General features: G+C 72.0%; 14 protein-coding genes. 6 read left to right on the forward strand and 8 right to left on the reverse strand.

Annotated elements, in window-relative coordinates; all coding sequences use genetic code 11:
• Positions 1–424: 424 nt before the first annotated feature.
• Positions 425–784, forward strand: coding sequence for a DUF3140 domain-containing protein (locus tag H181DRAFT_RS23160; protein ID WP_045866337.1), 360 nt, complete (start codon positions 425–427; stop codon positions 782–784).
• A 59-nt stretch (positions 785–843) separates the two neighbouring features.
• The gene (locus H181DRAFT_RS23165; protein WP_045866338.1) at positions 844–2,379 is read left to right on the forward strand and encodes an ATP-dependent DNA ligase; all 1,536 of its coding nucleotides are present in this window, start codon (positions 844–846) and stop codon (positions 2,377–2,379) included.
• Between the two features lie 99 nt (positions 2,380–2,478).
• On the opposite strand, the gene H181DRAFT_RS23170 is transcribed toward H181DRAFT_RS23165, so the two are convergent.
• Positions 2,479–3,528, reverse strand: a complete 1,050-nt coding sequence (locus H181DRAFT_RS23170; protein ID WP_045866339.1) for a phosphatidylinositol-specific phospholipase C domain-containing protein — start codon at positions 3,526–3,528, stop codon at positions 2,479–2,481.
• Between the two features lie 176 nt (positions 3,529–3,704).
• Entirely contained in the window at positions 3,705–3,971 is a 267-nt protein-coding gene (locus tag H181DRAFT_RS23175) for a GlsB/YeaQ/YmgE family stress response membrane protein (RefSeq protein ID WP_045866450.1), read from the reverse strand.
• A gap of 200 nt (positions 3,972–4,171) precedes the next feature.
• On the opposite strand from H181DRAFT_RS23175, the gene H181DRAFT_RS23180 reads away from it, so the two are divergent.
• Complete coding sequence (locus H181DRAFT_RS23180) at positions 4,172–4,849, forward strand: alpha-ketoglutarate-dependent dioxygenase AlkB family protein (protein WP_045866340.1); 678 nt, start codon at positions 4,172–4,174, stop codon at positions 4,847–4,849.
• A 78-nt stretch (positions 4,850–4,927) separates the two neighbouring features.
• Complete coding sequence (locus tag H181DRAFT_RS23185; RefSeq protein WP_045866341.1) at positions 4,928–5,158, forward strand: DUF6480 family protein; 231 nt, start codon at positions 4,928–4,930, stop codon at positions 5,156–5,158.
• A 652-nt stretch (positions 5,159–5,810) separates the two neighbouring features.
• Here H181DRAFT_RS23185 and gndA read toward each other — a convergent pair.
• From gndA to H181DRAFT_RS23205, 3 genes are all read right to left on the reverse strand, one after another.
• Positions 5,811–7,253 carry an NADP-dependent phosphogluconate dehydrogenase gene (gene gndA / locus H181DRAFT_RS23195; protein WP_045866342.1) on the reverse strand — a complete coding sequence of 481 codons (1,443 nt, stop codon included), beginning with the start codon at positions 7,251–7,253 and terminating at the stop codon, positions 5,811–5,813.
• 69 nt (positions 7,254–7,322) lie between these two features.
• Entirely contained in the window at positions 7,323–7,910 is a 588-nt protein-coding gene (locus tag H181DRAFT_RS23200; RefSeq protein ID WP_045866343.1) for a pyridoxamine 5'-phosphate oxidase family protein, read from the reverse strand.
• Between the two features lie 128 nt (positions 7,911–8,038).
• A complete protein-coding gene (locus H181DRAFT_RS23205) occupies positions 8,039–8,839 on the reverse strand; it encodes a DUF427 domain-containing protein (protein ID WP_045866344.1) in 801 nt (266 codons plus the stop codon).
• A gap of 202 nt (positions 8,840–9,041) precedes the next feature.
• Between H181DRAFT_RS23205 and H181DRAFT_RS23210 the strand changes: the two genes are divergently transcribed.
• Positions 9,042–9,245 (forward strand): hypothetical protein, encoded by a 204-nt coding sequence (locus H181DRAFT_RS23210; RefSeq protein ID WP_045866345.1) that lies wholly within the window; start codon positions 9,042–9,044, stop codon positions 9,243–9,245.
• 80 nt (positions 9,246–9,325) lie between these two features.
• Here H181DRAFT_RS23210 and H181DRAFT_RS23215 read toward each other — a convergent pair whose 3' ends face one another.
• A complete protein-coding gene (locus H181DRAFT_RS23215) occupies positions 9,326–9,958 on the reverse strand; it encodes a response regulator transcription factor (protein ID WP_045866346.1) in 633 nt (210 codons plus the stop codon).
• Positions 9,946–10,893, reverse strand: a complete 948-nt coding sequence (locus H181DRAFT_RS23220; RefSeq protein WP_199810841.1) for a sensor histidine kinase — start codon at positions 10,891–10,893, stop codon at positions 9,946–9,948. Before H181DRAFT_RS23220 ends, H181DRAFT_RS23215 begins: the two co-directional genes overlap by 13 nt.
• A gap of 148 nt (positions 10,894–11,041) precedes the next feature.
• Here H181DRAFT_RS23220 and H181DRAFT_RS23225 point away from each other — a divergent pair, with 148 nt between their 5' ends.
• On the forward strand, positions 11,042–11,557 hold the full coding sequence (locus tag H181DRAFT_RS23225) for a hypothetical protein (protein WP_052708689.1): 516 nt from the start codon (positions 11,042–11,044) through the stop codon (positions 11,555–11,557).
• 161 nt (positions 11,558–11,718) lie between these two features.
• Here the strand turns inward: H181DRAFT_RS23225 and H181DRAFT_RS23230 are convergent, their stop codons facing one another.
• The gene (locus H181DRAFT_RS23230; protein ID WP_045866347.1) at positions 11,719–12,948 is read right to left on the reverse strand and encodes an acyl-CoA dehydrogenase family protein; all 1,230 of its coding nucleotides are present in this window, start codon (positions 12,946–12,948) and stop codon (positions 11,719–11,721) included.
• Between the last annotated feature and the right edge of the window lie 76 nt (positions 12,949–13,024).

The raw sequence follows: 13,024 nt of genomic DNA on the forward strand, positions 1-13,024 counted from the left end.
AGAGGTCGGCCCGGCAGAGCACACCGAGTGCGGTCACGGACGGCGCAGAAGGGTCTCCGGAGAGTTTTTCAGCAGCCGCCGGGTCGTGCACCTCGGCCGCCACCAGCAGCGGGACGCGCCGCAGGCATTCACCGGAGATGGGAGGGCACTCGGGGGTCGAAATGCGCAAAGCGCCTGAAAGGCACATGTACATGTCGATGAGTAGGAAGATGGACAGGGGTGGCCGGCGCTCCTGGAGGATCCACGGAAGCGCCGCTGTCGGGAGGGTCCGCCGCAAGATGGCGGAGAGTACCCGCGCGGTCAGCGGCCCAGAGGGTTCCGGCACCGTCCGGCCGGGGCGGAGGGAGGCGCTCCGGGCGCGGGAGACCGCCGGCAGCGCCACCCACGACGCAGCGGACCTTCACGAGGGAGGTGGGCGCAGCTCATGAGCGACACGGAACAGCGCACCCAGCGGGAACAGCTCTTCACGGACTTCGAGAAAAGCGTCAACATGCCGGCCGGACAGCTGGAGCGCTGGCTCGCCACCAGCGAATCCCGCAACGTCGGACGGCACAAGGGCCAGAGCGAGAGCCACGGGCACGCGGCGGGCCGCCGTATCGTGCGGCTGCTGCGCACGCGCAGAGCCGACTTCACCGCGGACGATCTCGTGCACATGCGCAGAGCGGTCCGCCACATAGAGCGGCAGCTGCGGCACCGGCCGCGCGGCGACGTCAGCGACACGGCCTGGCGTTTCTCCCTGATGAACTGGGGCCACGACCCGCAGCGCCATGACCAGGCGCGCTGATCCGCTCCGCCTCCGGCGGGGCCGCCGCGCACCGGGCGGGGCCGGGCGAGGATGGAACCATGCTGCTGGCTGAGGTCGCCCGTACGTCGCAGGAGATCACGACGGTCTCCTCCCGCAAGGAGAAGGTGGGGATCCTCGCGCGGATGTTCCGCCGCGCCTCCCCGGAGGAAGTGCCCCTGGTGGTCACGTACTTGGCGGGGAGACTGCCGCAACGCAGGACGGGCGTGGGATTCAGCGCGCTCTCCGGGCGCCATCCTCCCGCTGCTGCCGCGCAGTTGACCGTCGCGGCGGTGGACGGGGCGCTGACGGAGATCGCCGCCGTCCGCGGCAAGGGCGCCCAGACGGAACGCGCACGGCTGCTGGCGGCGCTGATGTCGGCGGCCACCGAGGAGGAGCAGCACTTCCTCTTCCGGTTGCTGACGGGCGAGTTGAGGCAGGGCGCGCTGGACGCGTTCGCCGTGGAGGGCCTGGCGGAGGCGGTGGGCGCACCCCCGGCCAGGGTGCGGCGCGCGGTGATGTTCGGCGGCTCCCTCGGCGCCGTCGCACGGGCGCTGCTGGAGGACGGGCCCTCCGCGCTGGGCCGGTTCGAGCTTCAGACGGGCCGCCCGGTGCTGCCGATGCTGGCGCAGAGCGCGAAGAACGTGCTGGAGGCGCTGACGAAGCTCGGCCCGTCCGTGGTGGAGGAGAAGCTGGACGGCATCCGGGTGCAGGTGCACAAGGACGGCGACAGCATCGCGCTCTACACCCGCACGTTGGACGACATCACCGACCGGCTGCCCGAAGTCGTCGCCGCCGCCGGGGACTTGGCGGCGCGCCAGGCCGTACTCGACGGCGAGGTGATCGCTCTCGACGGCCACGGGCGCCCGCGGCCGTTCCAGGAGACTTCCCAGCGGGTGGGCTCCCAGCTGGACGTGGCGACGGCGCGCACGACACTGCCGGTCACTCCGCGGTTCTTCGACGTGCTGTCGGTGGACGGCCGCGACGTGGTGGATCTGACCGTGCGGGAGCGGCACGCGGCACTCGCCAGGGTGGTGCCCGAGGAGCTGCGCGTGCGCCGTCTCGTCCTGGAGGATCCCGGAAGCGCCGAACAGCGCGCCGCGGCAGAGGAGTTCGCCCGCGAGGTGCTGGAGCAGGGCCAGGAGGGCGTCATGGTCAAGGCTCTGGACTCGTCCTACAGCGCGGGGCGGCGCGGCGCGGCATGGCTGAAGGTGAAGCCGGTGCACACCCTCGATCTGGTGGTGCTCGCGGCGGAGTGGGGCCACGGGCGGCGTACGGGCATGCTGTCGAACCTGCACCTGGGGGCCCGGCGCCCCGACGGGAGCTTCGCCATGCTCGGCAAGACGTTCAAGGGGCTCACCGACAAGCTGCTCGCGTGGCAGACGGAGCAGCTGCGCGCGATCGCCGTCGCCGAGCACCCGTGGGGCGTGGAGGTGCGGCCCGAACTGGTCGCGGAGATCGCCGTCGACGGGCTGCAGCGCTCCACCCGCTACCCGGCCGGCGTGACGCTGCGCTTCGCGCGGGTGCTGCGCTACCGCACGGACAAGACCGCCGCCGAGGCCGACACCGTCGACGACGTCCTCGCGCTGCGCAGGTAGCCCGCAGCGCAGCGCGAGGTGCCGGGACGTCGGGACGTCGGGAGGGCAACAGGACGGGACGGACGGTGAAGGGTGAACGGGCCGGGCCTCGCGGCGTGTTCAGCCTCGCGGCACCACCTTGGACAGGACGGAGGGCAGCTTCGCCCAGTCCGAGGTGATGAAACTGGCGTGCGAGGCGGCGAGTTGGGTGAGCCTGTCGCCGGCCTCCTCTTCGGTGGGGCTGGTCCCGTCGATCTCCGGGGCGACCTTGTGGGCGTCGGTCATCACCACGAGATAGCCGTTCTCCCGGTACCAGGCCGTGTCGATCTCGCCGCCGGTGAAGGTGGAGGCGTCACCGTCGAAGAGGACGAACCACGGGCGCAGCGCCTCCTCGTAGCGTTCGGTGCGGGGATCGCCCTTCTCGGCGCCGTGCACCGCGGGGAAGGCACCGGCCTCGGCGAGGGTGCCCTTGCCTGCGAGGTCCTTGAGGTGAGTGGCGTACTCCTCGTCGGTCCACAGGTCGTCCGCCGGGTTGCCCTCCTCGAGGGTGCCGGGGATCAGCTCGATGACGAACTTGCCCGCGAGGGCGTCCCGGTCGGGCCATCCGGAGGCGCCCACGGCCTCGTCCAGGGTGGCGTGGTCGCCGACCACGTCGGCGGGGCGCAGCAGGGCGTCGCCCAGCTTCTCCCCCAGCAGGGCGTCCAGTTCGTCGGGGCCCCGGTCGGCCTTGTCGTAGAAGCCGTCCTTCATCTCGACCTTGATGAGCACGGGCGGGTGTCCGGGGTTCGCGTCGTGCCAGGCGCGCATGTCGGCCAGGCAGCCGTCGAGTGCCTGGTCGCGCTTGTTGGAGCGCAGTTCCGCGGCCGACTCGGCGTTCCCGCAGTTGTTGTCGTTGCCCGTGGGGTTGCTGTGGGAGACCCGCCATCCCTTGCCGACGATGTTGGTCCACACGTCGAGTTCGAGGAGCGAGGCACCGGAGTCGAGTGCGTCGGCGAAGTACTCGTACTTGTCCTTCTCGTAGGCGTTGTGCACGCCGACCGACGTGGTCTCGCCGTAACTTGCGGCGGCGGCCTCGGGGCCTGCCTGCGCGGAGAGGGGCACGGCCACTGCTGCGGCTGCCGTGACGAGGGCCGCCGCCGATACGGCGACGGCCAGGCGGGGTCTGCTCATGGGGCTGATACCTCGGTCTGTGGGGGCCAAGTGAGCATCAGCGTAGAGCTGTTCGAGCAGCGTGGGGCGGGCTTGGCAGAACGGGCAGTACGGCGGCGGGCCCCGCAGCGAAGCCTCCTGCCGCCCGGAAGGGTCGGCAGGAGGCGGCTGCGGCTTCTCCGTGCGGCAGGGCCCGTTCAGCGGCGGCGGCGCTTGGAGCGGTCGAGAGCGGCGACGCCGAGGGCTGCGAGGGCCAGCTGTATGAGCCACTCGATCCAGTCGACGCTCTTGGTGTCACCCACACCGAAGTAGGTGGCGATGGCCGATCCGACCAGCGCGGCGACGATGCCCACGCCGATGGTCAGCAGGATGCCGACGCGCTGCCGTCCGGGAACGATCAGCCGCCCCAGTACACCGATCACAGTACCGATCACGATGGCGCTGATGATGCCTGCGATCTCCATGATCACCCCTTGTCCGTCGTGGTGTTCCCTTCTCTTGCCCGCATCCGGACGCCGCACTCGGCGCTCTTTTCGAACGGTGAGTAGGGTTCGGGACGGACCGCCGGGAGACGCCGACGACGGCGGTCCCGCAGCGCGGTGCGGCACCCCGGCGCCGCACCGCTGCCCGTCCCCCGCGGAGTCCCTCACGGAAGGAGCCGGCGATGGACGCGCTGCTTCCGCGCCCTCCGGTGAACCTCGGCCCCGGCGCCGTGCACGTTCCGGGCTGGCTCGGCATCGAACAGCAGCGGAGCCTTGTCGCGGCCTGCCGGGAGTGGGCGTGCGGACCGGTGCCGCTGCGGCACACGAAGCTGCCGCGGGGCGGCGTGATGTCCGTCCGGACGGTGTGCCTGGGCTGGCACTGGCAGCCGTACCGCTATTCCCGGACGGCGGACGACGTGAACGGCCGCCGCGTGGCCGAACTGCCGGAATGGCTGGCCGACTTGGGGCGCCGCGCCGTGGCCGCCACCGCGGGGCACGACGACGCGCGCGGTGAGGGCTGGACGTCCGGGCGCTACGACCCGGACACGGCCCTGGTCAACTTCTACGACGGCCGGGCGAAGATGGGCATGCACCAGGACAAGGACGAGCGGTCCGGCGCCCCCGTCGTCTCGCTGAGCATCGGCGACTCCTGCCGCTTCCGCTTCGGTAACACCGCGGGGCGCGGCCGGCCCTGGACCGACGTCGAGCTGGCGTCGGGCGACCTGTTCGTCTTCGGCGGTCCGGCGCGCTACGCGTACCACGGCGTGACCAGGGTCTTCGAAGGCACCGGCGACCCCGCGACGGGCCTCGCCCCCGGGCGCCTCAACCTGACGCTGCGGGTCACCGGCCTGAGCGGCTGACGCCGCCTGTTGCGGGGCGCGTGCCGTACCTCGCCCTCCGCATGTGTAAGACCGCCCGTACGTGCCTACCCGTAGCCCATGGACGAGAAGTACCCCGACCCGGACGAGCCGGGCCACACTCCGGGACTCGAACCCGGCGGGCAGGTACCGCCCGGCGAGACCCCGCCGGGTGAGGACAGCACGGCCGGGGCCGGGCCGGACGAGCGCCACAACCCTCCGAAGGGATGGGCCAAGGCACCGGTGATCATCATCGGCGTGCTCGTCCTGCTTTTCCTCATCTACTTCGTGGCCTGGGCGGTCGAGCTGTGAACCGCCCGGACCGGCGCACCGGCGGCGGGCAGGACTCGTGACGGTGGCCTGACCGCCCGCCGGGCACCGCCGGGGCCGCGGGTACGCAAGCGCATCCCTTCCCGCTTCCGTACCCGCGGCCCCGGCGTTTTCACGTCGGCTTCGTCGGCGGCGTCGGCTTCGTCAGCGGTGTCGGCGCGGCGTCGGCGGCGTCTCCGCCCCCGCATCTCCGCGCCACGGCGTCAGCGCCGGGGGCCGCTTCTGAGCCGCCCGGCTGTGCCCTGGCGGCTGCGGGCCGGAGGGCGGCTCACGGCGGCGGAGCCGGCTGCGGCTCGGGCTCCGGAGGCACCGGCTCGGGGCCGGGCGACGGGGGCTGCGGGATCGGGTCGGGTGCCGGACCGGGCGGCGGAGCCGGTGTCGGCCCCGGAACGGGATCGGGGGCGGGACCCGGCGGCGGCGTGGGTTTCGGCGGAACCGGGTCGGGCCGCCGGCCCGTGGCGGCGTCGTATGACTGCTGCGGCATGGAAACTCCAGCGGTCTCGCATAGCGGCATGTCCGTACCCGCGCCGGGTGCCCGTTCCCCGGGGGTGCCACTCTCCCCGTCCCCGGGCCGCCGGCGGAGGCCCGGGGACGGGAGAGGCAGCCGCAACGAGCGGTACGGGCCGCGCGGGGGTCAGTCCGAGGGCACCTCGCTGCGGTCGCCGCCCCAGAGGGTGTGGAAGGAGCCGTCGCGGTCCGTACGGCGGTAGGTGTGCGCACCGAAGAAGTCCCGCTGGGCCTGGGTCAGGGACGCGGGGAGCCGCTCGCTGCGAAGGGCGTCGTACGACGCGAGAGCGGCAGAGAAGCCGGGCACCGGGACGCCGTGCTCGACCGCGGTCGCCACCACCGAGCGCCAGTCTCCCTGGGCCTCGCCGATCTCCTTGCCGAAGTGATCGTCGGCGAGCAGCGTCGGCAGGTCCGGACGGGCGGCAAATGCGGAGCGGATGCGGTCCAGGAACGCGGCCCGGATGATGCAGCCCGCGCGCCAGATGGCCCCGACCGCGCCGGGGTCGATACCCCAGCCGAACTCCTCGCTGCCGCTGCGGATCATGTTCCAGCCCTGCGCGTACGACGTGATCTTCGAGGCGTACAAGGCCTGCTCCACCTTCTCCGCGAAGCGCTCGGCCTCCTCCGGCGCGAGGGCCGAGGCCGCCGGGCCGGGCAGGTGCCCGCTCGCCGAGCGCAGGTCGGTGTGGCCCGAGAGGGAGCGGGCGAAGACGGCCTCGGCGATGCCCGAGACCGGCACTCCCAGGTCGAGCGCCGTCTGCACGGTCCAGCGGCCGGTGCCCTTCTGCTCAGCCTGGTCGGCGACGACGTCGACGAAGGGCTTGCCGGTCTCCGCGTCGGTGTGGGAAAGAACCTCCGCCGTGATCTCGATGAGGTACGAGTCCAGGCGTCCGGTGTTCCACTGCCGGAAGGTCTCGGCCACGCGTGCGGGGCTGAACCCGGCGACGTCCCGCAGCAGGTGGTAGGCCTCGCCGATGAGCTGCATGTCGGCGTACTCGATGCCGTTGTGCACCATCTTCACGAAGTGGCCCGCGCCGTCGGGGCCGACGTGCGTCGTGCAGGGGGTGCCGTCCTCGGCCTTGGCGGCGACGCTCTCCAGCATGGGACGCAGCGACTCGTACGCCTCGGCCGAGCCGCCCGGCATGATGCTCGGGCCGTGCAGCGCTCCCTCCTCGCCCCCGGAGATGCCCGCGCCGACGAAGTGCAGGCCCCGCTCGCGCAGGTCGGCTTCGCGGCGGCGGGTGTCGGCGTAGTGGGCGTTGCCCCCGTCGATGATGACGTCGCCGGGTTCGAGCAGCGCGGCGAACTCGTCGATCACGGCGTCCGTGGGCGCCCCGGCCTTGACCATGATGATGAGGCGGCGCGGCCGCTCCAGCGCGGCGACGAACTCCTCCGCCGTCTCGGCGGCGACGAAGCTCCCCTCGTCCCCGAAGTCACGCACCAGGTCGCGGGTCCTGGCCGCCGTGCGGTTGTGCACCGCGACCGTGTACCCGTTGCGGGCGAAGTTCCGGGCGAGGTTGCGGCCCATCACGGCGAGGCCGGTGACGCCGATGTGTGCGGTGGTGCTCATGCGGATGCTCCCGGGGTGGACTGGTCCGGAGTACGGAACGCGTTTCGGCGGTGGCAATTCTGCCCGCCGTCAGAGTGTGCGCGGCGGGAGGGGCAGGGGCAGGCCGGGGAGACCGTCGAGGCTCACCCCGACGTGCTCCTTCTTCTCGCAGTAGGCGGCGAAGGAGTCGGCGGTCTCGCGGGCGAACCGCTGCGTGTGCAGGGGGCGCTCCCCCTGGTGCTCCATGAACGGCACCGCGAAGCCGCATGTGTCGCTGATCCTCTCGGCCTCGACCGTGATGACGGCCCGCAGGTCCGTGCGGGCCCGCATCTCCTCCCCGAAGTGCGGCAGCAGCCGCGCCCAGCGCGGGTCGTCGCGGAAGACAGGGGTGCCGCGTCCGTGGATGCGCAGGATCCGGGGCGGGCCCTCGAACGCGCACCACATGATCGTCACGCGCCCGTTCTCCCGCAGGTGCGCGACGGTCTCCGCGCCGCTGCCGCCGAGATCGAGGTAGGCGACGGTGCGGTCGTCGAGGACCGCGAAGGATCCCGCGAGCCCCTTCGGTGAGAGGTTGACGTGGCCGTCGGCTGCGAGCGGAGCGGTGGCGACGAAGAAGACGTGCTGCTTCTCGATGAAGGCGCGCACCCCGTCGTCGATGTGTTCGTAGACCTGACCCATCCCCGCATTATCGGCCCGCCGGGCGCCCCGCCGGACCCGGATCGGCCAACGGCCCGGATCGTCCGACGGCGGGACGGGCCCGCGCCGGACGGCGGCGCGCCCGCCCCACGTCCCGCCGGTTCCGGGGCTCAGGCCAGCGGCTCGCCGTCGACGAACGTCTGCACGCCGTCGGCGAGGAAGCACAGATGCCGTGCGACGCGCCGGGCCTCGTCCAGCGGCTTCTCGTAGCACCAGGCGGCGTCCTCGATGGCGGTGGCGCCGTCGCGCACCGTCAGGTAGGAGGCCTGGCCCTTGTACGGGCAGTGCGTGCGCGTGGCGCTCCGTTCGAGCAGTTCACCGCGGACGTCGCTCTGCGGGAGGTAGTAGCGGTTGGGCAGCCCGGTCTCCGACAGCAGCATGGCGCGCTTGCTCTCCGCGACCTGGCGTCCGGCGGCCTCGACCACCACGTGCCGGCTGGTGGGCCGTACGTCGACCCGGTGGTACGGGTCGCGGATGTGGCCGACGGCCTCCTCGTCCTCGTCGAACCAGGTGTCCATCGACGCCCAGTACACGGCGACGTGGCCGCGGAGCCACTCTGCGCCGGGCAGCGGTTCGGGGTAGCCCCACACGGCGTTCTCGGCCAGCCGCTCCCCCGCCCGGACGCTCCAGTAGCGGGCGTCGCCCTTGAAGGGGCAGTGGGTGGTGTGGGGGCTCTCCTCCAGCAGTTCCGGCCGTACGTCCGAGGCCGGGACGTACACCTGCGGCAGCAGATTGCTCTCGTGCAGGAGCTTGGCGTTGTCGCTCTCCAGGACCTCCTCCCCGGAGAGCAGTGCCCGTACCCGGCGCGGGAAGGGCTGCCACAGCAGCCGGTGCGCCGGGCCGTCGATGCTGTAGTTGACGGTGGCCGGTGGCCGCGACGCGAGCGGCCCGCCGCCGAGGGTGAGTGACATGGCGTGACGACCTCCGGGCGTGGCGGTGATGTGCGCTGCCTGCTCTGCTCTCCACTGTCGCACCGCCACGCCCCGCGGGGCAGGCGAAGGGATGCACGCCCCGCGGGGCAGGCGAAGGGATGCACGCCCCGCGGGGCAGGCGAATCTCGCGGCGGTGCGCGGCTGCGCACATGCTGCGCCGGGCTGGTGGAATGCTCCGGGCATGGACACCGCGAAGCTCGAACTGGCCGCCCGGCGCTGCCGCGAAGCGGAAGAGGCCCTCGAAGCGGCCCGCAGCGACCTGCGTACGGAAGCCGTCGTGGCACTGCGCGGCGCCGACCGCGACGGGCAGGCCGCCGTCTCCCGTATCACCGGCTGGTCCCGCGCCTACCTCAGGAAGCTGATGCGCGCCGACAGGGCCGGCTGACCAGGGCCGGCCGAGGCTCCCCGGCGGTTCCGGCCCCGGCGGCCGCGCCGCCCGCCGCCCTCGGTGCGCTGCGGACGCCTTCAGCTGAGGTATGCGAGGACGGCCAGTACGCGCCGGTGGCCGCTGTCCTCGACGGGCAGATCGAGCTTGGCGAAGATGTTCCCGACGTGCTTGTGCACGGCACGCTCGGTGACCACGAGCCGCCGGGCGATCTCTCCGTTGGCGAACCCCTGTGCCATGAGGCGCAGCACCTCGCGTTCACGGCCGGTGAGCGCCGTCAGCGGATCGTGCCGGGCGAGCACCTGGGAGACGACCTCCGGGTCCATCGACGTACCGCCCGCGGCCACGTGTTCGAGCGCCCGCAGGAACTCCTCCACTCTGGCCACCCGGTCCTTGAGCATGTAGCCGATCCCGCCGGCGCGGTCGGAGAGCAGCTCGAGGGCGTAACTCCTCTCCACGTACTGGGAGAAGACCAGCAGCGGCTGTCCCGGACGCTCGCGGCGGATGCGCAGCGCCGCGCGCAGCCCCTCGTCGCGGAACGACGGCGGCAGCCGCACGTCGACCACGGCGACGTCGGGCCGCTCGCCGAGGACGGCGTCCACGAGCGCCTCGCCGCAGGAGACCTGCGCGAGGACCTCGTGGCCCTCGGCGCGCAGCAGCAGGGCCAGCCCTTCGGCCAGCACGACGTTGTCCTCGGCGATCACGACCCGCACGGGATGTCCACAGCTACGCAAGTCGGGCCGCCGGAGGGGCTGTTCACGCACAACGTGCCGTCGACGGCCTCGACGCGCTGCCGCATCCCCCTGATCCCCGAACCCTTCGACTCGTCGACGCCGCCGCGGCCTTCGTCCCGTACTTCGGCCCGCAGGCGCTCCCCCTCGCAGCGAACGGTGACCGTCGCGCTCTTGGCGGCGGAGTGCTTCGTGACGTTGGTCAGCGCCTCGATGACGACGAAGTAGACGGCCGTCTCCGCCGGAGCCGGCAGCGGGGGCCTGTCCGGCAGCCGCACGTCCAGCCGTACCGGCACCGCGGACCGCGCCGCGACGGCCGACAGCGCCCCGTCGAGGCCGCGGTCCGCGAGGATCGGCGGATACATGGTGCGCAGCACGGCCCGCAGTTCGGTCATGGCCTCTTCCGCACCTTCGCGGGCCTTGCCCAGCAGCGCCTGCGCCGCCTTCGGGTCCTTCTCCAGAACGCGTTCGGCCAGGCCCAGTCGCATCGCGAGGGAGACCAACTGCGCCTGGGTGCCGTCGTGGAGGTCCCGCTCGATCCTGCGCAGATCCGAGTCGTGAGCGTCGACGGCCCCGGACCGGGTGCGGCTCAAGTCCTCGACTCTCTCGGCGAGTTGACGCTTGCTGTCGCCTACGACCAGCAGCAGGCCGTAGAACGCCGAGGTGATACGGGCGATGACAGGGACGCTGACGAAGGCGAGCACCGCGCCGAACAGGACCCGGTCACGCCACTCCCACGGTGCGAGCAGCAGCGCGACACCGAGCAGGGCGACGGACGCGGACCCGGCCAGGACGGGAACCGTGAGCAGACTGCGGACTCCCGTGACGAGGCGTCCCAGGCAGCGCGCCGCCGACCGGCCGGAGAGGCGCAACCGCCCCCCGGCCGCCACCTCTTGATCGATCTCAGTCACAGACATGCCCGAACGGTATGCGCAGGCGCCGCGCCCGGCAGTGGAGCCTGCTCCACCATCAGGACACCTGCACGCTGCCGCCACGAACACGCTCCACGCCCTGCTGCCAGCCGGGGTTCGGGCGTTGTCACCGAAGACCGGTGACCGTAGGTTCATGACGTCGGACTTCTCGTGGCTGTTCGGGATGGGGGTGGGGGTGGACGGCTCGCAGGGCGCCTTCCGCCTCGGGCGGGGGTCGACGGGATTCCGGGACGTCGGCGATCCGCCTGTACCGGACATCGATCCCAGGTCGTGCCGAGCCGCCTGGTACGCCACGGCCCGGGCCGCCGGTGGCCGGGTCGGGGGCTTCACGGAGCGGCAGTACCCGCGGAATTTCCACAGCGGCTCGATCACTGACCGAGACGGCACGCATGTGGGGCTCTTCCACGCCCAGTACCCGCTGGTCGCCTTCGTGGACGGCCGGCGCCACCGGTACACCGACGAGTTCCGGGACCCCCCGACCTGGGCGAGCGCCCTCGAGCGTCTCGGCTTCACCGCCTTGCGTGCGTCGCTGCTCCTGTCACCGGTCGCCGAGGCGGACACGACTGCTCTGTCCTCCGCGGAGCGGGAGCAGATGAGGTACTGGCAGCCGGAAACCCTGGGGGCGACGCTCTTCAACTCCTGGGACTGACGAACCCGTCCGGCCGGCAGCACGTCCGGCTCGACGCCCCGGGCAACGTGCTCCCTTCGGCCCGCTGACCGGTTCTCGACAGCGCACAGGCCCCCCGGCCGGTGACCGAGGGGTCCTGCTCCCGGCGGTTGCTGCTCCGCGTGTCCTACCGGGTGCGCGTGTCAGCGGATCGGCATGCCCGACAGCGTGCGGGCGATGACGAGGCGCTGGATCTCGCTGGTCCCTTCGAAGATCGTGTAGATCGCGGCGTCGCGGTGCATCCGCTCCACGGGGTATTCGCGGGTGAAGCCGTTGCCTCCCAGGATCTGCATGGCCTGCGCGGTGACCTTCTTCGCCGTCTCGCCTGCGTACAGCTTGGACATCGAGCCCTCGGCGGAGTCGAACTTCTTGCCCGCCGCGGCCATCCACGAGGCGCGCCACACCAGGAGGCGGGCGGCGTCGATGCTGGTGCGCATGTCGGCGAGCTGGAAGGCGACGCCCTGGTTGTCGATGATGGGGCGCCCGAACTGCTCGCGCTCCTTGGCGTAGTCGAGGGCGACCTCGTAGGCGGCGCGCGCGATACCGACGGCCTGGGCGCCCACGGCGGGCCGGGACGCCTCGAAGGTCGCCATGGCCGCGTTCTTCACGCGTTCGCCGCTCCTGGCCTTCTCGCGTGCGCGCGCGAGACGCTCGTCCAGTTTCTCCTTGCCGCCGAGCAGGCAGCTGCCGGGGACCCTCACGTCCTCCAGCACGACCTCGGCCGTGTGCGAGGCGCGGATGCCGTGCTTCTTGAACTTCTGGCCCTGGGTGAGGCCGGGGGTGCCGGGCGGGACGATGAAGGACGCGTGCCCCTTGGAGCCCAGTTCGGTGTCGACGACGGCGACGACGACGTGGATGTTCGCGATGCCGCCGTTGGTGGCCCAGGTCTTCGTGCCGTTGAGGACCCATTCGTCCTTGGCCTCGTCGTACACGGCACGGGTGCGCATCGCCGAGACGTCCGATCCTGCGTCGGGCTCGGAGGAGCAGAACGCGGCGACCTGCACGTCGTTGACGTCGCCGTACATCTGTGGGACCCAGGTGCCGATCTGCTCCTCGGTGCCGTTGGCGAGGACGCCCACCGCCGCGAGGCCGGTGCCCACGATGGACAGCGCGATGCCCGCGTCGCCCCAGAAGAGCTCCTCCATCGTCATCGCGATGCCGAGGCCCGTCGGGTCGAAGAACTGCTGCGCGTAGAAGTCGAGGGAGTAGAGTCCGATCTTGGCCGCCTCCTGGATGACGGGCCAGGGGGTCTCTTCGCGTTCGTCCCATTCGGCGGCGGCCGGCCGGATCACATCCGCGGCGAATCCGTGTATCCAGTCACGGATCTCCTTCTGGTCCTCGTTGAGATCGAGTGCGAATGCGGGGTCGGCCATTACGCGTCCTTCCGATCGGCTAAGTTACCTATGGTAATAGCCAGTGTGTTACTGGCCGGTAGCAATGTCAACTCCC

This window comes from Streptomyces sp. WMMB 714 (genome assembly GCF_900090125.1).
Classification (GTDB): Bacteria; Actinomycetota; Actinomycetes; order Streptomycetales; family Streptomycetaceae; genus Streptomyces; species Streptomyces daqingensis.